A 19372-nucleotide genomic window follows, 5' to 3' on the forward strand; every position below is an offset into this window, starting at 1 on the left:
CCACGACCGTCCGTGCCGTGGGGTCACTTGTGCCGTGGGATCACTTAATCGGCTGGAACCCGTACGTCGCGTATGGTGCTTCCCTTTCAGGCCGGCGTTCTCGACCCGGGAACCCTGCCGATGCTGCTCGTGGTCGCGGGGCTCCTCCTGTCGCTCGCCGAGGCGATCGCCCCCGGCGCGAACTTCATCGTGGTCGGGGTCTCCCTGCTCGGGGCGGGGATCGTCGGACTGGCGTTCACGCCGCTCGCCAGCCCGTTCGCTCTCGGCCTGTTCGTGCTCGTCTTCGGCGCGATCGCCTTCTACGGCTACCACGAGCTCGACGTCTACGGCGGGAAGGGCCAGCCGCAGACGCGCGACAGCGAGTCGCTCACCGGGGTAACCGGTCGTGTGACCGAGCGCGTGACCGAGACCGACGGACAGGTCAAACTCGACGAGGGCGGGTTTAACCCGTACTACTCGGCCCGTACTATGGACGGCGAGATCCCGGAGGGAACCGAGGTGTTCGTCGTCGACCCGGGGGGCGGAAACGTGCTCACCGTCGAGTCGGTTGCGGCGGTCGAGGACGACATCGATCGCCAGCTGGCCGTGGACCGGGAGCGGACGGCCGACGACGACGCCGGGACGACGGCTGACGGCGACGACGCCGGGACGGGAGTCCAGGACGACGACGCGACCGAACGCGAGCGCGCGTAATCGATCAGAACCGGCGGACCGAACGCTTATCATTGTCCTGTGGTAACGATCGGTATGGATACACTGGTCCTCCAAGCGCTGTTCGGCCTCGCGCCGATCGGCTTTCTGTTCCTTCTGTTGGTGGTGGTGGTGGTCTGGCAATCCGTCGAGATCGTCGACGCCTACGAGAAGAAGGCCCTCACCGTCTTCGGGGAGTACAGACAGCTGTTGGAGCCGGGAATCAACGTCGTTCCGCCGTTCGTCTCGCGGACCTATCCGTTCGATATGCGGACCCAAACCCTCGACGTTCCGCGTCAGGAGGCGATCACCCGCGATAACTCCCCGGTGACCGCCGACGCCGTCGTCTACATCAAGGTGATGGACGCCAAGAAGGCCTTCCTCGAGGTCGATAACTACAAGAAGGCCGTCTCGAACCTCGCCCAGACGACGCTTCGCGCCGTCCTCGGCGATATGGAACTCGATGACACCCTGAACAAACGGCAGGAGATCAACGCGAAGATCCGCAAGGAGCTCGACGAGCCGACCGACGAGTGGGGGATCCGCGTCGAGAGCGTCGAGGTCCGGGAGGTCAACCCCTCCAAGGACGTCCAGCAGGCGATGGAGCAGCAGACCTCCGCCGAGCGCCGTCGCCGCGCGATGATCCTCGAGGCTCAGGGTGAACGCCGCTCCGCCGTCGAGCAGGCGGAGGGTGACAAGCAGTCGAACATCATCCGAGCGCAGGGTGAAAAGCAAAGCCAGATCCTCGAGGCGCAGGGTGACGCGATCTCGACGGTCCTCCGCGCGAAATCCTCCGAGGCGATGGGCGAGCGTGCGATCATCGAACGCGGGATGGAGACGCTCGAGGCGATCGGACAGGGAGAATCGACGACGTTCGTCCTCCCACAGGAGCTCACGAGCCTCGTCGGTCGGTACGGCAAACACCTGACCGGCTCCGACGCCGCGACCGACACCGAGCCCCTCGACGGACTGGAGTTCGACGACGAGACCCGACAGCTGCTCGGCCTCGACGACATCGACGAGATCCTCGGACAGATCGACGCGGCCGCCGAGATGGACGTCGAGGAACTCGAGCAGGAGGCTGAAGCGATCAAATCCGGTGACACGAGCGGCATCAAGTCGGCCGACGAGCTCATTCAGGAGATGGACGAGGAAGCACCCGCGACCGACGTCGAAACCGAACCCGAGTAGTTCGGTTCACCGCCTCGGCCGGTATGAATCACGTTCCTTCCGGGCGATCGAAACGAGCGACGTGTTTTTAGCCCCCGGCCGACACCCTTCGACAATGAGTGACGGCGTCGACGAACGGAAACGGCGGACGCTCCGACGCTTTGCAGCCCTCGGAGCGGCCGGCTCGTTCGTCGGCGGCGCACGTGCGGCCACCGACGCGGAGGGGGAGACGGATGCGGACGCCGGAACGCCGTCCCCGGACGGTGACCGCTCGGAGACGAACGAGACCCGCGAGGCGATCCGCGGGTACGTCGCCACGACGCCCGGCGCACACTTCTCGAAGCTTCGCGACGACCTCCGGCTTGGAACCGGTGAGACGCAGTACCACCTCCGGAAGCTCGTCGACGCCGCAACCATCGAAACGGCGAAGGACGGGGAGTTTCGCCGGTACTTCCCGGCCGGGCGATTCGATGCCGCCGACAAGCGAGCCCTCGGTGCGCTTCGACGCGAGACGCCCCGCGGCGTCGTCCTCCATCTCCTCAGGGAGCCGGACGCGACCGGCTCCCGGATCGCCGACGCGCTCGACGTGTCCCGGCCGACGATCAGCGCGGCCGCCGGCGAGCTTGAGGACGCCGGCCTCCTCGATCGAACCGACGGTTACACGCTCCGTACCCCGGAGCGGCTCATCACGCTCGTCGTTCGATACGCGGACTCGTTCGGCCCCGATGCGCGGGCGTTCGCCGACGACGCGGCCGCGTACGTGCGGTACGACCCGGAGTAGGGTCAGCCGTCGATCACGGCCTCGATCCCGTACAGGGAATCGACGACGTGGTCGGGAGCGATCGCGAATCCGTCGGAGTCGGCGTGTGGTCTATCGATCACGATCGACTCGATCCCGGCTCGCTGGGCAGCGATCACGTCGGTTTCCCGGTCGCCGATGTAGCATCCAGACTCCGTATCCAGCGCCGCGAGGCCACGCTTTAGGAACTCCGGTTCCGGCTTTCGTCGCCGGTACGACTCGATCGTCGGCTTTCGGCCGACGACGGCGTCGAACAGGCCCGGGAGGCAGTAGGTCGCGACGAACTCGGCGGTCGCCGTCCGGTTGTTCGTCACCAGCGCGAGCGGCTGATCGGCCGAGAGCGTCGAGAGCGCGCCGACGTCCGGGTACGTCGGCCGTTCACCGGACCGAACACGGGCGTTCGTTCGTCGCGATGCGTGTCGTTCACGCGCCCGCCACCACGCGTCCCGATCCACGCCCAATCGCGAGCACGCTTCGTCGACGGCCGGCGAGTAACGGACCGCCTCGAGCGCATCGAGGACCCCGGGATCGGGCGGCTCTGCAGCGTCGGATCGCCCGGTAGTTCCGTTCGAGTCCGGGTGTCCACGCCCGAGTCACGGAGAGCATCGTGTGCGGCCGCTCGGTAGACGCCGGGATGGGTCCCCCGGCCAGACAGGATCACGCCGTCCATATCGAACAGCAACGCAGGTGTCACGGGTTCCACTCGGCCGTCTTTGGTGGAAAACCCATCGCTCGATCCGGGGTGTTGGCGCTGATCGACACTCGCCCCGATCAACGCTCGACCATCCACGTGGTCCCCGAGGAATATCCCCATTTCTCGATCGATAGATCCGTGTCTGCTTGACGGACCGTTCGGAGGTTCGCACCCACCTCCTTCGCCGACAGGCCCAGCTCGTCGGCGATGAGCCGCGATTTGAAGTACGTCTGCGTGTCAGCTCGTGCCCGGAGGTACGTGAGGATGCGCCGCTGTTTCTCCGTCAGCGTCGCGTCGCCGGACTGTGAGGTCGTCGCGCTCATGGACGATCCTACGGTGTGACCCCATAAGCACCGTTTGGTAGGATCGGTTAACACGGTGCAGTCCGTCGATTTCTCCGTCTTGGAGGGCTCGATCCGACGCCGATCGCACCGGCGTGGGTACGATCCCCAAATCCTCGCTGCCACCGTCGAGACCACGCGTGTCGATCGTCGAACCCACGAACGCCGATCGACTCACAGCATCCCTGAACGGTTCGATCCACGACGTCTCCGAACCGTCCCATGCTTCAGAAGGTACTTACCTCGCCCGGAGCGAAGTGGCGGTGATGACGGACTCCGACGGTGTTCGTGTGAGCGTGGTCCTTCCCGCGTACAACGAGGCGGCCACGATCGAGGACACCGTCGGGCGAACGATCGCCGCACTTGAGGGGTTTCTCCCGCGAAACGGTTTCGAGGTGATCGTCGCCGAGGACGGCTGTGAGGACCGGACCCCCGAGATCGCCGACCGGCTCGCGGCCGCCGACGATCGGGTTCGGCACGTCCACAGCGACGAGCGACTCGGACGCGGCGGGGCGCTCGAACGCGCCTTCAGGGAGGCCGACGGCGACGTCCTCGTCTACTTCGACACCGATCTAGCGACCGACCTCGACCACCTCGAGGAGCTCGTCGAATCGATCCGGTCCGGCGAGTACGACGTCGCCACCGGATCGCGATGGATGCCGGGCCGTGAGGCCGACCGGCCGGCCAAACGGGGTGTCCCCTCCCGCGTGTTCAACCTGCTCGTCCGAGGAGTCCTCCGGTCGGACGTTCGGGATCACCAGTGTGGGTTCAAGGCGATGTCGCGGGACGCGTTCCGGGCGCTCATCGACGACGTTGAGGACGACCACTGGTTCTGGGATACCGAGTTGCTGGTTCGGGCACAGCGGTCGGGGCTCGCGGTCACGGAGTTTCCCGTCAACTGGGAGCCGAAGGGCGACACGAAGGTCGACCTCGTCCGTGACGTCTTCGGGATGGGCTCACAGCTGCTGCGGCTCTGGTGGCAACTGTCGGTCCAACCACGGATCACCCCGCGTGCGAGCTTCACGGCCGGGCTCCTGCTCGTTGCAGTCGCGGTCGCGTTGATGTCGACGTACATCGACTTCGGCGCCGTGATCGCGGAGATGCGCCGTGCTGACACGACGCTTCTTGCGGTCGCGACCGTCGTGTATCTCCTGTCGTGGCCGCTCCGGGGCTATCGGTACCGGGACATCCTTCGGGAACTCGGATTCACCGAACGGACCGGGTTCCTGACCGGTGCGGTCTTCGTCTCGCAGACGGGCAACCTCGTGTTGCCGGCCCGGGGTGGCGACGCGATCCGCGCGTACATCGTGAAGGTCCGCCGCGGGATCCCGTATCCGTCGGGGTTCGCCTCGCTGGCGGCCGAGCGCGTCTTCGATCTGTTGACCCTTGCTGGACTCTCGGGGGCCGTTCTCGTCGGATACGCCGCCTCCGGTCGGCTCGGTGAGGTGGTCACTGCACTCACCGACAGTGAGACGGCGGGCAACGCCGGCTGGACTGCCGCACTTGTCGCGATGGGCGTCGGTCTCGTCGCGGTCGGCGCCGTGATCGGGATCGTGTTGTCGGCGCGGTCGGACTCGAACCACATCCGGTCGGCGATCGCGCGGGTGAGCACCGACTCCTACGGCAAGGCGGTGGCGGACGTCCTCGAACGGTTCGTCGGTGACGTCCAACGCGTGGGCGGCGACCCGATCGCCTTCTCCCGGGTCGGTGCCACCAGCGTGGTCATCTGGGTGCTCGACGTGCTCGTCGCGGCGATCGTTCTCGCCGCCTTTACCGTCGAGTTGGACACGATAACGCTGCTTGCCGTCTGTTTCTTTGCGGTCAGCGTCGGCAACCTCGCGAAGGTGATCCCGATCTCCCCGGGCGGGATCGGCCTCTATGAGGGAGCCTTCACCGCGATCATGGTCGGATTGACGCCGATCGGCGTCTCCACGGCTCTCGGCGCGGCGGTCCTCGATCACGCACTGAAGAACGTTGTCACGCTCGTCGGGGGCGTCGGATCGATGCTTGCGCTCAACGTCTCGCTGACGACGGCGGTCGAGGAGACCGCGGACGTGAACGAGACCGAGGCGCTCCAGGAGTGAGTTCACGTTCGACGGGACTCGATCCGGCGGTATGACTCGACCCGGGAAGCCCCCGATCGGGGACTGTGTGTGGCGAACAGGCGACACGGGCCTCGAACCGGGCCATCGACCCGACGGCGGAGCCAGTCCCTGAGTCCGTCCGACCGAGGGTCGTCGGTTCGATCACGTCGAAGACGCCGATCCCGGACCGTCCGTGTCGCACACCCGCGTGCCGTCCCGGGACGGAAACCACTGCACGGGCCGTCTGGCTCGTGATCGGTGAAAAGGGTCCGGGGAAGTCGAGTGCCGCGTGCCGGATCACCGCGAGGACTCGTACAGGTCCGTCTCGATGGGACCGAGGGCGCCGGCGACGGCGCTCGCGAGCGCGTCGGTGCGGTCGATCCGCCCGTTAGTTAAAACCGAGATCGCACCGTCCGTCTTCGCGAGACCGGATCTCCCGGTGACGTCGTCCATCACCGGGCCTAATTCCTCGTCGTTTCGGACCCGATCCGCGACGGGATCGGGGAGACGAACGCTCGGACCGGCGCCACGCCCGACCGTCGTTCCGTCGTCGATCGCGGCCCACATGATCAGGTAGAGTCCGACGGTTCCGTCGATCGGTGAGACGCCGCCTTCGAGCCCGACGCCGACATCGTAGCCCGCCTCGCGGGCGGCCGCGGCGCGTGTCTCGGCCCCGCGGACGGTCTCGGCGTGGCTCCACGGCTGCTCGGAGACGCCGCTGTCGACCGCCACGGCTTCGATGTCTCCCTCAAGAATCAACGCGACCGCCGCGCGTTTCACCGGATTCCCGCTTCCGACGCCGATCTGCATAGTCGACGATCCGTCGCCGCCGAGGATACGCGTGTCGGTCGATCGACCGTTCGGTTCGTCGTTTCGGGCCGATCCGTGCCGTCTGTCCGGGTCGTCGATCCCGAGTCGATCCGGATCGTCAGTCCTCGGGCATCTCCGTCGCGTCGACGACGTCGGGATGAAGGATCCGTGCCACTCGCTCAACCCCGTCGATCAGGGTGGGACCGGGCTGGTTCAGGAGGTCGTCGTCGATGGCGTGGACCGATGCGTCGAGGTCCCAGTCGCGGTCGTGGATCGTACTCGGGTCGGCACGGTCGCCGTAGCCACAGGGGTGTAGAATCACGTGGTTTGGGTCGTGTCGTTCGACTTCCTCACGGGTGATCTCCCGGGAGCGCTCGCCGGGATCGACGAACGGGTACCGGCCGCCCGCGGTCTCGACCACGTCGGGGACCCAGTTTCCGGCGGCCATCGGCGGGTCTGACCATTCCTCGCAGTAGACGACCGGTCGATCGGTCGTTCCGGCGGCGCGAGCCGAGTCGATGCTCGCCTCGACGGCGTCGAGCCTGGCGCGGAGATCGTCGGCAAACCGGGTCCCTGCGGTCGGTCGGCCGATCGCCTCGCCGATCGCCACGACGGATCCGATCACGTCGGGGAGCCGTTCGGGTTCGTGATGGACGACCTGGTGGCCCCGGGTCCGGAGCCTCGTCGCGATCTCAGCTTGCAGCGCGTCGCTCGTGATCACGAGGTCGGGAGCGAGTTCGTCGACACGGTCGAGATCGGGGGTCGTCCATCCTCCGACGCGGGCCGGTGATGGGTTGACGTCGCCGGGGTCACAGTGATGGCTCACCCCGACGAGCCGGTCGGCGGCTCCCAGATCGCGGACGATCGCGGTCGCGCTCGGCGCGAGGGAAACGACGCGTGGCCCGTCCATAGCGATCGATCACACGTCCACCCGCAATGGGTCTTCGGTATCTCTCCACGTCCGTGTGGGTCGATACCATCGTATGTCGTGATCATTCGTTCGGTTCGGTGGCTCCGGATTCCGGTCGATTTAAGTGTCGTTCCACCGTCTTTCGGGTAAGCACTTCCTTGGGATCTTATTGACCCACCCAGGGGGATGGCATCTATGAGTGAACGCACACATACGCGGGAGAGAACCTCCCAGCGCGAAACGGAATCCGACGAAGGGCTCACGTGCCCGGAGTGTAACGGCCACGTCGTCACCGACGAGGAGCACGGCGAGACGGTCTGTTCGGACTGTGGACTCGTCGTTGAGGCCGACTCGGTCGATCGAGGACCCGAATGGCGGGCCTTCGACTCACGCGAGAAGGACGAGAAGTCCCGCGTGGGCGCCCCGACCACGAACACGATGCACGACAAGGGGCTCTCGACGAACATCGACTGGCGCGACCAGGACGCCTACGGCCGATCCCTGTCGGGTCGCCAGCGCCAGAAGATGCAGCGGCTCCGCAAGTGGAACGAGCGCTTCCGCACCCGTGACTCCAAGGAGCGCAACCTCAAGCAGGCGCTCGGCGAGATCGACCGGATGGCCTCCGCGCTCGGCCTCCCGGACAACGTCCGCGAGACCGCCTCCGTCATCTACCGGCGCGCGCTCGACGAGGATCTCCTTCCCGGCCGCTCGATCGAGGGCGTCTCGACGTCGTGTGTCTACGCCGCCGCCCGGATGGCCGGCGTCCCGCGCAGCCTCGACGAGATCTCCGACGTCTCCCGCGTCGAGAAGTCCGAGATCGCCCGGACGTACCGCTACGTCGTCCGCGAGCTCAAGCTCGAGGTCAAGCCTGCGGACCCCGAACAGTACGTCCCACGGTTCGCCTCCGCACTCGAGCTCTCGGATGAGGCCGAGATGCGTGCCAAGCAGCTGCTGAAGAACGCAAAGGAGAAGGGCGTCCACTCCGGGAAATCGCCGGTCGGTCTCGCGGCCGCCGCCGTCTACGCCGCCGCGCTGCTCACCAATGAGAAGACGACGCAGGCCGCGGTCTCGGAGGTCGCCGACATCTCCGAAGTAACGATCCGGAATCGCTACCACGAGTTGCTCGAGGCCGAGGAAGGCCTGATCGCCTAACCGCGGTCCGTTTGGCTTTCCACTCCACCGGTGTCCCCCCGACTCGTTCATCGTCCCGCCTCGTTCGACGAGGATCGTTCGTCCGCGATCGAGGCTGATGCCCTCGCCACCAGGGTCGACCGTGCCGACTCGTTCCTTTCGCGGGCCCGTGGACTGATGTTTCGTCGATCGATCCCCGACGAGCACGCGCTCGTGTTTCCGTTTGGGGAACCGAAATCGCGGACGCTGCACATGGCGTTCGTTCCGTTCGCGATCGACGCCGTCTGGGTGATCGATGGGGAGGTGACCGCCGTCACCCGGCTGCGACCCTTCTTCGGGTTCGGCCGCGGCCGCGGCGACGCCGTCATCGAACTGCCTGCTGGCGCGGCCGCCGCCGTCGAGCCGGGCGACCGGATCGAGCTCGTTCACCCGGACGGAACGACCGACGTTCCCGGGTGAGGACGTCGCCGACCGCAGGCGGTCGGACCCGATGCATCGCGTCGGCCCCTCCTCGGTGATCGTTCGTTCGAAAACCCGATACCTTATTAGGATGGGCACCGTTCACACGAGCACGAATGACACGAGATACTCGTGGTAATTCGGAGGATAGAGGAAGTCGCCACACGGCGGCTGGCCGTGAAATTCTCCGGTAACACCGACTACCCGGCTCGTCCTTCTCACGACGGGCCAGCAGACGATGCCGTTCTCACACCGCTTTCCGATCGCGATTCCGTTCGACTGCTCGACACCACGTTACGCGACGGCGAGCAGATGCCGGGCGTCTCGTTGACTCCCGAGCGGAAGCTCGAGATCGCGCGTGAACTCGACGCAACCGGCGTCCACGTGATCGAGGCGGGGTCGGCGTGCACCTCCGAGGGTGAACGCGAGGGGATCCGGCGGGTCGCCAACGCCGGGCTCGACGCGACGGTGACGAGCTTCGCCCGCGGCGTGCAGGCGGACATCGACCACGCCCTCGACTGTGACGTCGACGGCGTCAATCTCGTGGTGCCGGCTTCGGACCGACACGTCGAGACGAAGGTCGGATCGACCCGCGAAGACGTACTGACGAACGTCGAGGAGCTCATCGCGTACGCCAAGGACCACGGCCTCTGGGTCGAGCTGCTCGGTGAGGACGGCTCCCGGGCGGACCGGTCGTACCTCCACCGAATGGCCGAAACGGGCCACGACGCCGGTGCCGACCGGTTCTGTTACTGTGACACCGTCGGCGCCGCCAGTCCCGAACGCACCCTCGAGATCGTCTCCGGCCTCGCCGACCTCGGTCCGACCGGCGTGCACACCCACGACGACCTCGGGTTCGGAATGGCGAACGTTCACGCCGGCCTCCGTGCGGGTGCGGACTTCGTCCACGCCACGGTCAACGGCGTGGGCGAGCGCGCAGGCAACGTCGCGCTCGAGGAGGTCGCCATCGCGCTGGACCGGTGTTACGACGTCGAGACCGTCGAGCTCGAGCGGCTGTACCGACTCGCCCGGCTCGTTTCGGAGGCGACGGGCGTGTCGCTGCCGCCGAATAAGGCGGTCTGCGGGGCGAACGCCTTCGCCCACGAGTCCGGCATTCACACGGACGGCACGCTCAAGGACGGCGCGATGTACGAGCCGTACCCGCCCGAGGTCGTCGGGCGTGAGCGCCGGCTCGTGCTCGGCAAACACGCCGGTCGCGCCGGCGTGGCGGCCGCGCTGTCGGAACACGACGTCGACGTCGACGAGGACGAGCTCTCGGCGATCGTCGAGCACGTCAAGGATCTCGGCGACCGCGGCAAGCGCGTCACCGACGCCGATCTGTTGGCGATCGCCGACGACGTCCAGGAACGCGATCGCGACCGCCAGGTCGAACTGCTCGATCTCACCGCGTCCTCCGGATCCGGCCTCCCGACCGCTTCGGTCCGACTGCGCGTCGGCGGCGAGGAACGCGTGGCTTCCGGTCACGGTTCCGGGCCGGTCGATGCGGCCGTCACGGCGGTCCGCGAGGCGCTCGCCGACGAGAACGTCGAGTTCGAGCTCGACTCCTACCACGTCGACGCGATCACCGGCGGGACCGACGCCGTCGTCACCGTCGTCGTCGAGCTCTCGCGTGGCGATCGGACCGTCACCGTCGAGGCTGCCGAGGCCGACATCACCCGCGCGAGCGTGATCGCGATGGTTGACGCGCTCGACCGGCTCTGTGGCGACGTGCTTGAGTCGGGCACCGAACCCGCCCCGGCTGACGACTGACCACGGTTCCGCTCGTCGGTCGTCGGGTGTATGCGTCTCCGTTTCCGCGACCGCCGATCGCTGCCTGCACCGGACGTGCGTCTGACGGGGTTTTTATTTGATCGCCGTCCACGACCGCGTGTGAGCGTCGTCGTCGCGATCAAGCCGTCCGCACGCAAACGAAACGCGAAGGCCGGGACGCTCGTCTTCGAGGACGGCGTTTGCCATACCTTTCCGAGTCGTGACGCCGCCGAGCGGTGGGCTGATGACCTGTCGGCCGGTGACGGCCACGTTTGGGTCGCGACAGCTCATCCCGCGGACGACAGCCCGGTCGACTGTTATCTCGTCTCGCGGGCGACGAACGCGAAGCTCGAGGCGGCCTACGACAAGCGTCGTCGACGAACACGCGGCGATCTGAAATCGGATCAACGGTCGCTGGACGGAGCGTGACCTCGGCGTTCGAGCACGAAGACGAAAAAGCGCCGAGGAAGGGATTTGAACCCTTGAGTCCGAACGGACAGCAGATTTCGAATCTGCCGCCTTGGCCAGGCTAGGCTACCTCGGCTCGTTCGGGCGTAATCGCGGTCCGATGAAAGGAGTTTCGATCCCGACTCCGTCCCCTCGGTCGATCGCGCTGCGTCCCGTGTCACTTTTAGGACATCGCGGTCAGGTGCGATCAATGGTCGAAGCGTTCGCGGTCGCCAGCGGGAAGGGCGGGACCGGTAAGACGACGAGCACCCTCGCGCTCGGAATGGCGCTGGCTGCAGAACACGACGTGACCGTCATCGACGCCGACACCGGGATGGCGAACCTGCTGTTTCACGCGGGGCTGGCGGACGTGGAGGTGACCCTCCACGACCTGCTCGTCGCCGAAACCGCGACGAGCGTGGCGGACGCGACCTACGACCGCTTCGGGATGTCGGTCGTCCCCTGTGGGACCTCGCTTGCGGGGTTCGACCGGGCCGATCCGGGGCGACTGCGGGACGTCGTCGCCGAGCTGGCGGCCGACGCCGACGTCATCCTGTTGGACTCGCCGGCTGCGCTCGGGTCGAAATCCGCGGTTCTCCCGGTCGTCCTGGCCGATCGCGTCATCATCGTGGTCCAGCCGACGATCCCTGCGCTCTCGGACGGCCTGAAGGTCCAGGAGTACGCCCGCTCGTACGGCACCGGAACCGCCGGCGTCCTGTTCAACAAGGTTCGCGAGGACATCGATCGGATCGCCGAGCAGGCCGACCGCCACTTCGGCGGACCGACCCTGGCACGGATCCCCGCCGCCGACGTCGTGCGGAGCGCGCGACAGGCGGGTGAACCGCTGCTGTCACACGCGCCCGACAGTCCCGCGGCGGCAGCGTTCAGACGCGCGGCGGCGTCGATCTCGGTTCGGGAGGGTGGCGGTGCGGATCTCGCCGATCGATTCCGGAGTGCCGTCGTTCCGGAGACGATATGACCGGCGCCGAGCCGCCGCCCGGCTCGGGCACTCTCGACGCGGAGCCGTCCGAGTCGGACACCGTGAACGCGGATCGTTCGCTCACGCTCGACCATCTCCCGGTGCCTAACGGCGATCTCCGTCGATCACGGGTGCTCACCGATCCGGGCGTGGCGTTGCGCTCGGTCCTCGAGGCGGAAATGGACGGCTATCTCACGCTCGTCCCCCAGGAGACGCTGTTGCTCGGCGGGGACGCACGGGCGGTCATCACCTTTGCGGACGGCGTGCCGACGGTCGCCTACAACACGGAGACCGACCGGGGTGGAACCGCGGCGCTCGCCGACGTCGCGCTCACTGGTCCCTATCGGGTCGAGGTGTACGAGCTTCCGCCGGACGCGCTCCAAGCGGTCCACGACGACGAAGCGCTTGCGGTTCCACCGGGGGCTCCCGCTCGGGAGCTGGCCGACGACGCGGCGTTGGCCGATCGAACGCGTGAGCACGCGCCCGCGGACCGGTCGGTCGGGAAAACGCCACGCGAGGAGCCGAGCGCCGTCGAGGCGTTTCTGGCCGACGAGGACCGGATCGCGGCCATCCGCGATCAGGCACGCGCGGAGGCGGCCGACCGGGCCGCCGAGTGGGGGTTGGACGGACTCGCGACCGAGACGGACGCTCCCGAGACCCCGACGGACGATCCTGCACCCGCCGGCGCCGATCGCGATGTCGAGACGCTCGTCCGACGTGACGACGTGGAGGGTGGTGACTCGGCGAAAGAGGGGCCGCCCGGCGCGGCGGACTCACGAAACCCGTAGACTTACGGCGATCGCGTCGGCCAAGGGCTCGTGTATGTCGACGACATCGATACGCGCGACGGTCGGCGGGCTGGGACGACGCGCCAACCCGGCTTCGCCGGCGGCGTCGTGCTCCTTGCGGTGTGTGCGCTCGGCTACGCCGTGACGGTCGCGTCGCTGCAACTCCACATCTACATCCACGTGATGGCGGGGATCCTCTGGACCGGCATCGACGTCTTCCTCGGCGCGGTCCTCGGTCCGGTGGTCGGCGGGCTCGACGAGGAGCAAAGCGCCGCAGTCTTCGAGCGATTGACCCCGAAAACCGCCTTCCTGCTGCCCTCGATGGCGCTCGTGACGATCGCGTCGGGGATCGTCCTCGCGCAGCGACTGAGCCTGTTCCCGAACGCCGAGCCCTGGCTTGCGGCGTTCACGGCCGTCACCCTTGTGCCGGTTCTGCTGTGTTTGGGCTGGCGGTTCGAGGCCTTCGACGACCGCCGCTGGCAGGTTCCGTTCGCGGTCGTCGCCGTCGGAGCGCTGGCGTGGGTCGCGACGACGATCGGGTCGCTGCAGCCGACGACTCCCGCGGCCCTCCTCGCGCTGGCGATCGTGACGGTGCTCTCGGTCCAGGGGTTCGGATTCCTGTTGCCCGGCGAGGTCCGGATGTATCAGGAGATGACCTCGCCGGACCCCGATCCGGGCGTCATCGCCGCGATCGGCCGACAGAACGCGAAACTCGGCGGCGTCCAGGGCGGCTTCCAGCTGGCGTTGATCCTCGTGATGGTCTCTCTCCGGTTCGGTGGCTTCTGAGCGGACGCCGGCCGTCAGATCGGTTCGGGCGTGAACGCACGGGTGCGTTCGAGACCACTACCGTCACCATCGTCACCATCGTCACCATCGTCACCACCGTCACTCCCGATCCGCAGTGACGTCCGCCGAACACACGGCGGCGAGGGATCGGTCCGCGTCCGCCTTGATCGCGTCCGCCCGCTCGGCGAACGCCGCTGCCGGCTCGTCCTCGAGGTGGTCGAGGTTGGCACGAACGGTCGCGACCGACGCGTGCACTGCGGCGTGTGCGAGGAACGCCCCAGTCACCCCGTCAGGAACGGCGTTCCGAGCACCGTGCTCGGTCACCGCGATCGCATCCACCAGCACGTCGCGGGTTGTGGCCGCCGTCTCGATCGGAACCTCGGTGGCTCGTTTCGCGGCCTCGTGCCGGCGATCCGGGCTACCGTCGGCCGCGAAGGCCTCCCCGACGGCATCGACGGCGGCGACGTCCGCGTCCGCAAGATCGAGAAGCCGCTCGCGGCGGCTCTCGAAGGCGTTTCGGAGTGCGATGAAGTCCGGGGGCGTCGTCTCGGCGTTCGACCGCTTTCGATCCGTGGTCGTTTCCGTGGCGTTCCCCGCGACGCGGTCGTCCCCGTGTTCGATCGTGTGGATACAGACCATTCCACAGAGTGCGCTCCCCATCGCGCCGCCGATCGCTGCGACCGCGCCGCCGCTTGGCGTCACGCAGGCTGAGGCGACGTCCGAAAGGAACGCACCGATCGGTCGGTCGGCGATCGTCATCGTGTGCCCGGGCCTCCGGTCGGCCGCGTTCGTGACGTCGTCGAGTCGTCCATACCGATCCCCTTCGGTGCGTCCCGAGTAAGCCTTTTCCCGAACTCAGTCGCGTCCCGAAAGCGTCGATCGGGGATACAGCGCGTCGTCGACGAGGAAGTCCTCGTGGAACGTGCGCAGTTCCGCCGCGGCCTCGGCGACGATCTCTGACGGCGTCGATCCGGAACACTCGTGGACGACGATCGCCTTCTTGTACTCCGTCTCGTCAGCCCTCACGACGGTCCTCGCGCCGGTTTCGAGCCACTGCCGCATCTCGGCGGGACGGTCGGTTCGGGCGATCCCGTCCGTCCACTGATTGAAGCTGTTCATCGATGCCCACAGCTCCAGATCCCGGTCGGCGGCGTACGCGAGGAGGTCATCGAGCCGGTCGGCGACGTACTCCCGATGCACCTCGACCTCCCGGACGTTGAACACGACCCCGACGTGGACGTCGTGGGTTTCGGTGTCCACCGTAACCGTCAGGTACGACCGCTGGCGCTTCCAGTCGTCCTCGCGAGACGAGCGCACGAACGGGACGTCGAGGCGCTTGGGGACGAGTCGCTTCCAGGAGGTCGGCTCCGGGTCGGTCGTCGTGGAGGTGTGTATCTTCCCGGGCTGTTCGAGGTCCGTGTCGGTCAGTTCCTGTCTGAGGTCCCGGATGAAGTAGCGATACTGGAGCTTGTCGGCGTGGTCGAAGCCTGTAAACGGGTGCATTCCTTCCGCCTCGAAGAGGTCCTGCAGCATTTCGCAGATCGGGCGTTGTTCGGGCGTGAGATCGTCGACGTCGGTTCGGATGAGCGTTCGCGCGACCGTGTTCCACCCGACCCAGAACACCCGATCGTCGTCGATCCGTTCGACCGCGCTCGGCGGCGTCGTGTGTGGGGTTACGGCGACGAGTACGACGTCGCGTCCGTCCGCGTTCAGCTCCAGCTTCGCGAGTTCGTCCCGGAGCTGGGTCGTGCCCAGCGAGTCGCCGTACTTCGACTCGTACCCGATGAGCCGGTCCGGGTCGCGGACGACCCAGTCGATCTCCCGATCCGGGCCGTCGTCGGTGTACCGCGGAAGCGGCACGTCCTGGGTCCCGACGACGCGGGCACCCTCGGCGATCGAGAACGGCTGGTCCTCGTGTACCCGGTTCAACAGCTCCGGCCCGATCCGAAGGCTGTACGCGAGATAGCCGGCGAACTGCCGGTTGAGTCGTTCCTCGTACCCATTCGGCGCGGCGAACGGATAGCCCATTCGTGTGGTGAACGTTCCCGTGATGGGAGAAAAGTCGATCGGAAATCGGTCGGTTGCGACGTCGAACCCGGGCGTGTCGAACGTTACGGCGCTTCGCCGGTTTCGATGCTGAAGGAGTCGCGCGGATACGCGACGCAGGTGAGCGTGTAGCCGTCCCCGATCTCGGCCTCGCCGAGCATCTGCTGGTCGTCGTGGACGACGAAGTCCTCGGAGGGACCGTCGGTGATGTGGGCCGCACAGGAGACACACTGTCCCTGCCGGCAGGCGTAGGGCATGTCCCAGCCCTGGTCCTCGCCTTGGTCGAGGATCGGCTCGTCGTTCGCGAGTTCGACCGTCTCGCCCTCCTTGACGAACTCGACCTCGTAGTACTCGACCTCGTCCTCAGGGATATCGCCGGGGCCGGCGGACTCCTCGGCGCCGCCCTCCTCGAGCTCGCCGGTCTCGCCCTCGGCGCCGCCGCCGACCGCGACGGCGCCGCCACCGCCGCCGATCGCGCGGTTCATCGGCTCGGGGAAGTCGGTTTCGGGCACGGTGGCCGCGCGGCGCTCGAGCACCTCCTCGGAGATGTCCTCCGCCGGGCTCCAGCCGGTTCCCTCGAGGGAGGAGAAGAACACGACGACGAGCACGATCGTCGTCGCGACTCCGATCGCCAGTGGATCAACCATACGCGCGAGTACGAAGAGGTCCCATAAGGGGGTTTTGATCGGTCCGAGTCGCTGGGAGGCGAGCGATCCGATCGAGACCACGGCGACGATCGGCGCGGATGAGGGAACGAACGGTGCTACCGCTGACCGGCGCGTCTTGATAAAACGTGAGAACGAAACGACGGTTCACGATCGACCCGGCCTCCAGGGCCGGACGCGATCGGGGTGACGGCGGAGCAGCGATCGTCGAGTGAGCGGATGGGTATGACCTATCGGCCGACGCTTACATTGCGCCGCCCATACCGCCCATGCCGCCCATGCCGCCCATACCGCCGGCACCGCCGGGCGCGCCCGCGTCGTCGCCGCCGTCGTCGGAGCTGCCACCCTTGAGGTCGCCAGCAGCGATGACGTCGTCGATGCGGAGGATCATCACGGCCGCCTCGGTGGCGGACTCGATGGCCTGGGTCTTCACGCCGAGGGGCTCGACGACGCCCTCCTCCTCCATGTCGATCACGTCGCCGGTGTAGGCGTCGAGGCCGGCGCCGAGCTCGCCGCCGTCGTGGCGGGAACGGAGGTCGACAAGCGAGTCGATGGGGTCGAGACCGGCGTTCTCGGCGAGGGTGCGCGGGATGACCTCCAGCGCGTCGGCGAACGCCTCGACGGCCAGCTGCTCGCGGCCGCCGACGGAGTCAGCGAAGTCACGCAGCTGGAGCGCCAGTTCCGTTTCGGGTGCGCCGCCGCCGGGCAGGACCGCGCCCTCGAGCAGCGTCGTCCGGACGACGCCGAGCGAGTCGTCGACCGCGCGCTCGACCTCGTCGACCACGTGCTCGGTGCCGCCGCGGAGGATGAGCGTGACCGAGCGGGCCTGCTCGACGTCCTCGACGAAGATGCGCTCGTCGCCGCCGACGTCCTTCTGGGCGACGGAGCCGGCGAAGCCGAGGTCGTCCTCATCGAGGTCCTCGAGGGTGGCGACGATCTGGCCGCCGGTCGCGCGGGCAAGCCGATTGAGGTCGTCGGACTTGGCGCGCCGGATCGCGAGGATGCCCTCCTTGGCGAGGTAGTGCTGGGCCATGTCGTCGATGCCGCCGTCCACAAAGACGACGTCGGCGCCGACGTCCACGAGCTGGTCGACCATCTCGCGCAGCTGTTTTTCTTCCTGGTCGAGGAACTGCTGGAGCTGGTCGGGGTCGGTGACGTTGACCTCGGTGTCGATCTCCGTCTCCTGGACCTCGATGGCGCCGTCGAAGAGCGCGACGTTCGCGTCCTCGACCGCGTAGGGCATGTTCTCGTTGACGCGCTCCTTGTCGACGATGACGCCTTCGACGAGCTCGGACTCGTCGATGGAGCCGCCGACGACCTTCTCGACGGAGACGTTCTCCGTGTCGATGCCGTCGTCGTCGGCCACGGCGAGCACCGCGTCGACGACGAGGTCAGCGAGCTCGTCCTTGGCGGACTCGGCGCCCTTGCCGGTCATCGCCGTCGCGGCGATCTCGGTGAGCGTCTCGCGGTCGTCCTCGGTGACCTCGATGGCCTCGCCCTCGAGGATCTCCTTGGCCTTCGCGGCGGCCTGTCGGAATCCCTGTGCGAGCGTCGTCGCGTGGATGTCCTGGTCGAGAAGCTCCTCGGCCTGGTCGAGGAGTTCTCCGGCCACGACGACGGCGGAGGTCGTTCCGTCCCCGACTTCCTCCTCCTGTGTCTCGGAGACCTCGACGATCATGTTCGCCGCCGGGTGGTCGATGTCCATCTCCTTGAGGATGGTCACGCCATCGTTCGTGACGACGACGCCGCCCGTCGAGTCGACGAGCATCTTGTCCATCCCTTTCGGGCCGAGCGTCGTTCGGACGGACTCGGCGACGGCCTTGCCGGCCGTGATGTTCATCGTCTGCGCGTCCTTGCCGGACGTGCGCTGTGATTCCTCGGAAAGTACGATCATCGGCTGGTTGCCCATTCGCTGTCGCTGACTCATAGTACAGAGTGTGATTGTCTGTAGTTCTATAAAAGGCTTATGCTACCGGTTGGACGAAGCGCCCAACGGGGAAGGGAAAAATTCGTGTGGTATGCGTTCTCACAGTCCACTTTATAAGTGGTAGTTGCTGACGAACACACCCGCGTTTATCTGACCGACCCGACACCGAGCAGCTCGTGGCCCAACGGCGGACCGGTCGGCTCCCGGTGCTGTGCTTCGTGGTTCCGGTCACGATGCGGACGAGGATGCGGTTCCGATCACGATGGAGGCCGAGAGGTGGCTCCGGTCACGGTGGAGGCTGGGAGGTGGTCCCGGTCACTGCGGAGCCGAGAAGTCGACGTCGTCGTCGAGTTCGTTCGATTTGCGCTCGAGGAAGGAATAGACCGCGCCGTGGGGGGCGCCGTCGAGCAGCATCCCGACCGCGCGCCGGACCGCCGAAACCTCCTCGGCGTCGCCGATAACGCCGACGGTCGAGCCGTAGACGACGACCTCGGCACCGGTCAGTTCCTCCATCAGCTCGCGCGTTCGGCCGTTTTCGCCGATGATCCGGCCCTTCTTCCGTTGCAGATCGTTGTCGTTTCGCGTGTGGTCCGCCAGGTCGATCAGCTCGAACCGTCGCAAGTCGTGGTCCAAAAGCGAGAGCGCGACGTCCGGGGTGAACCCGCGGCCGATCGCTTTGACGATGTCCGGAGCCACCAGCGCCGTGACCGGGTCGCCGGTCGAGTCGATCGCCACCGACCCCGTCTCGGAATCGACGTCGAGGCGGACGTCGGCACGATCCTCCACCTCGCGCAGCGTCTCGCCGCCCTCGCCGATGAGGACGCCGATACGGTCTTGCGGAACCGTTACGTGTCTCATACCCTCGATTATTCGCGG

Annotated in this window: 20 protein-coding genes and 1 tRNA gene; 11 read left to right on the forward strand and 10 right to left on the reverse strand. The window is 67.2% G+C overall.

From position 1 onward, the window contains the following. The first annotated feature begins 72 nt into the window (after positions 1-72). The 3 genes from BLW38_RS01890 to BLW38_RS01900 all read left to right on the forward strand — a co-directional run bounded on the left by BLW38_RS01890 (position 73) and on the right by BLW38_RS01900 (position 2641). Entirely contained in the window at positions 73-693 is a 621-nt protein-coding gene (locus BLW38_RS01890) for an NfeD family protein (protein ID WP_092813495.1), read from the forward strand. A gap of 54 nt (positions 694-747) precedes the next feature. Beyond that, on the forward strand, positions 748-1881 hold the full coding sequence (locus BLW38_RS01895; protein ID WP_092813498.1) for an SPFH domain-containing protein: 1134 nt from the start codon (positions 748-750) through the stop codon (positions 1879-1881). A 94-nt stretch (positions 1882-1975) separates the two neighbouring features. Then, positions 1976-2641, forward strand: a complete 666-nt coding sequence (locus BLW38_RS01900; protein WP_092813501.1) for a winged helix-turn-helix transcriptional regulator — start codon at positions 1976-1978, stop codon at positions 2639-2641. A gap of 2 nt (positions 2642-2643) precedes the next feature. Here the strand turns inward: BLW38_RS01900 and BLW38_RS01905 are convergent, their stop codons facing one another. Then, positions 2644-3114, reverse strand: a complete 471-nt coding sequence (locus BLW38_RS01905; RefSeq protein ID WP_177167396.1) for an HAD family hydrolase — start codon at positions 3112-3114, stop codon at positions 2644-2646. 316 nt (positions 3115-3430) lie between these two features. After that, positions 3431-3676, reverse strand: coding sequence for a DUF7123 family protein (locus tag BLW38_RS01910; RefSeq protein WP_092813507.1), 246 nt, complete (start codon positions 3674-3676; stop codon positions 3431-3433). 284 nt (positions 3677-3960) lie between these two features. Between BLW38_RS01910 and BLW38_RS01915 the strand changes: the two genes are divergently transcribed. Beyond that, entirely contained in the window at positions 3961-5778 is a 1818-nt protein-coding gene (locus BLW38_RS01915) for a flippase-like domain-containing protein (protein ID WP_092815488.1), read from the forward strand. A 297-nt stretch (positions 5779-6075) separates the two neighbouring features. Here the strand turns inward: BLW38_RS01915 and BLW38_RS01920 are convergent, their stop codons facing one another. Together BLW38_RS01920 and BLW38_RS01925 are read right to left on the reverse strand one after the other, a co-directional pair. Beyond that, entirely contained in the window at positions 6076-6588 is a 513-nt protein-coding gene (locus BLW38_RS01920; RefSeq protein WP_092815491.1) for a DUF84 family protein, read from the reverse strand. Between the two features lie 118 nt (positions 6589-6706). Continuing rightward, positions 6707-7498 carry a cobalamin-binding protein gene (locus BLW38_RS01925; RefSeq protein WP_092813510.1) on the reverse strand — a complete coding sequence of 264 codons (792 nt, stop codon included), beginning with the start codon at positions 7496-7498 and terminating at the stop codon, positions 6707-6709. Positions 7499-7693: 195 nt separating this feature from the next. Here BLW38_RS01925 and BLW38_RS01930 point away from each other — a divergent pair, with 195 nt between their 5' ends. From BLW38_RS01930 to BLW38_RS01945, 4 genes are all read left to right on the forward strand, one after another. Beyond that, positions 7694-8650, forward strand: a complete 957-nt coding sequence (locus BLW38_RS01930) for a transcription initiation factor IIB (protein WP_092813513.1) — start codon at positions 7694-7696, stop codon at positions 8648-8650. Between the two features lie 30 nt (positions 8651-8680). Then, positions 8681-9088: a DUF192 domain-containing protein gene (locus BLW38_RS01935; RefSeq protein WP_092813516.1), complete on the forward strand. Its 408-nt coding sequence runs from the start codon at positions 8681-8683 to the stop codon at positions 9086-9088. A gap of 132 nt (positions 9089-9220) precedes the next feature. Continuing rightward, the gene (locus BLW38_RS01940) at positions 9221-10858 is read left to right on the forward strand and encodes a (R)-citramalate synthase (RefSeq protein ID WP_092813519.1); all 1638 of its coding nucleotides are present in this window, start codon (positions 9221-9223) and stop codon (positions 10856-10858) included. 120 nt (positions 10859-10978) lie between these two features. Then, entirely contained in the window at positions 10979-11287 is a 309-nt protein-coding gene (locus BLW38_RS01945) for a hypothetical protein (protein ID WP_092813522.1), read from the forward strand. Between the two features lie 30 nt (positions 11288-11317). On the opposite strand, the gene BLW38_RS01950 is transcribed toward BLW38_RS01945, so the two are convergent. Then, positions 11318-11402: transfer RNA gene (locus tag BLW38_RS01950), tRNA-Ser, on the reverse strand. Between the two features lie 114 nt (positions 11403-11516). Here BLW38_RS01950 and BLW38_RS01955 point away from each other — a divergent pair. Genes BLW38_RS01955 through BLW38_RS01965 form a run of 3 tightly spaced genes read left to right on the forward strand, consistent with a single transcriptional unit; the run spans position 11517 to position 13858 of the window. Beyond that, complete coding sequence (locus BLW38_RS01955) at positions 11517-12284, forward strand: nucleotide-binding protein (protein ID WP_092813525.1); 768 nt, start codon at positions 11517-11519, stop codon at positions 12282-12284. Further along, on the forward strand, positions 12281-13072 hold the full coding sequence (locus BLW38_RS01960) for a hypothetical protein (RefSeq protein WP_177167397.1): 792 nt from the start codon (positions 12281-12283) through the stop codon (positions 13070-13072). Before BLW38_RS01955 ends, BLW38_RS01960 begins: the two co-directional genes overlap by 4 nt. A 30-nt stretch (positions 13073-13102) precedes the next feature. Beyond that, complete coding sequence (locus BLW38_RS01965) at positions 13103-13858, forward strand: hypothetical protein (protein ID WP_245710024.1); 756 nt, start codon at positions 13103-13105, stop codon at positions 13856-13858. A 99-nt stretch (positions 13859-13957) separates the two neighbouring features. Here the strand turns inward: BLW38_RS01965 and BLW38_RS01970 are convergent, their stop codons facing one another. The 5 genes from BLW38_RS01970 to BLW38_RS01990 form a co-directional block, all read right to left on the reverse strand. Further along, the gene (locus BLW38_RS01970; protein ID WP_092813528.1) at positions 13958-14617 is read right to left on the reverse strand and encodes a cyclodeaminase/cyclohydrolase family protein; all 660 of its coding nucleotides are present in this window, start codon (positions 14615-14617) and stop codon (positions 13958-13960) included. Positions 14618-14713: 96 nt separating this feature from the next. Continuing rightward, positions 14714-15886: a hypothetical protein gene (locus tag BLW38_RS01975; protein ID WP_092813531.1), complete on the reverse strand. Its 1173-nt coding sequence runs from the start codon at positions 15884-15886 to the stop codon at positions 14714-14716. A gap of 83 nt (positions 15887-15969) precedes the next feature. Next, positions 15970-16551: a 2Fe-2S iron-sulfur cluster-binding protein gene (locus BLW38_RS01980; RefSeq protein WP_092813535.1), complete on the reverse strand. Its 582-nt coding sequence runs from the start codon at positions 16549-16551 to the stop codon at positions 15970-15972. A gap of 262 nt (positions 16552-16813) precedes the next feature. Further along, positions 16814-18463 carry a thermosome subunit alpha gene (gene thsA, locus BLW38_RS01985; RefSeq protein WP_092815497.1) on the reverse strand — a complete coding sequence of 550 codons (1650 nt, stop codon included), beginning with the start codon at positions 18461-18463 and terminating at the stop codon, positions 16814-16816. Between the two features lie 348 nt (positions 18464-18811). Next, positions 18812-19354: a KH domain-containing protein gene (locus BLW38_RS01990; protein ID WP_092813539.1), complete on the reverse strand. Its 543-nt coding sequence runs from the start codon at positions 19352-19354 to the stop codon at positions 18812-18814. Between the last annotated feature and the right edge of the window lie 18 nt (positions 19355-19372).

The sequence above is a fragment of the Halopenitus malekzadehii genome (assembly GCF_900108505.1).
GTDB lineage: Archaea > Halobacteriota > Halobacteria > Halobacteriales > Haloferacaceae > Halopenitus > Halopenitus malekzadehii.

Coding starts and splice junctions, on each gene's coding strand:
- BLW38_RS01890 (WP_092813495.1), top strand. CDS start 73: ATGGTGCTTCCCTTTCAGGCCGGCGTTCTCGACCCGGGAACCCTGCCG.
- BLW38_RS01895 (WP_092813498.1), top strand. CDS start 748: ATGGATACACTGGTCCTCCAAGCGCTGTTCGGCCTCGCGCCGATCGGC.
- BLW38_RS01900 (WP_092813501.1), top strand. CDS start 1,976: ATGAGTGACGGCGTCGACGAACGGAAACGGCGGACGCTCCGACGCTTT.
- BLW38_RS01910 (WP_092813507.1), bottom strand. CDS start 3,676: ATGAGCGCGACGACCTCACAGTCCGGCGACGCGACGCTGACGGAGAAA.
- BLW38_RS01915 (WP_092815488.1), top strand. CDS start 3,961: ATGACGGACTCCGACGGTGTTCGTGTGAGCGTGGTCCTTCCCGCGTAC.
- BLW38_RS01920 (WP_092815491.1), bottom strand. CDS start 6,588: ATGCAGATCGGCGTCGGAAGCGGGAATCCGGTGAAACGCGCGGCGGTC.
- BLW38_RS01925 (WP_092813510.1), bottom strand. CDS start 7,498: ATGGACGGGCCACGCGTCGTTTCCCTCGCGCCGAGCGCGACCGCGATC.
- BLW38_RS01930 (WP_092813513.1), top strand. CDS start 7,694: ATGAGTGAACGCACACATACGCGGGAGAGAACCTCCCAGCGCGAAACG.
- BLW38_RS01955 (WP_092813525.1), top strand. CDS start 11,517: ATGGTCGAAGCGTTCGCGGTCGCCAGCGGGAAGGGCGGGACCGGTAAG.
- BLW38_RS01960 (WP_177167397.1), top strand. CDS start 12,281: ATGACCGGCGCCGAGCCGCCGCCCGGCTCGGGCACTCTCGACGCGGAG.
- BLW38_RS01970 (WP_092813528.1), bottom strand. CDS start 14,617: ATGACGATCGCCGACCGACCGATCGGTGCGTTCCTTTCGGACGTCGCC.
- BLW38_RS01975 (WP_092813531.1), bottom strand. CDS start 15,886: ATGGGCTATCCGTTCGCCGCGCCGAATGGGTACGAGGAACGACTCAAC.
- BLW38_RS01980 (WP_092813535.1), bottom strand. CDS start 16,551: ATGGTTGATCCACTGGCGATCGGAGTCGCGACGACGATCGTGCTCGTC.
- thsA (WP_092815497.1), bottom strand. CDS start 18,463: ATGATCGTACTTTCCGAGGAATCACAGCGCACGTCCGGCAAGGACGCG.
- BLW38_RS01990 (WP_092813539.1), bottom strand. CDS start 19,354: ATGAGACACGTAACGGTTCCGCAAGACCGTATCGGCGTCCTCATCGGC.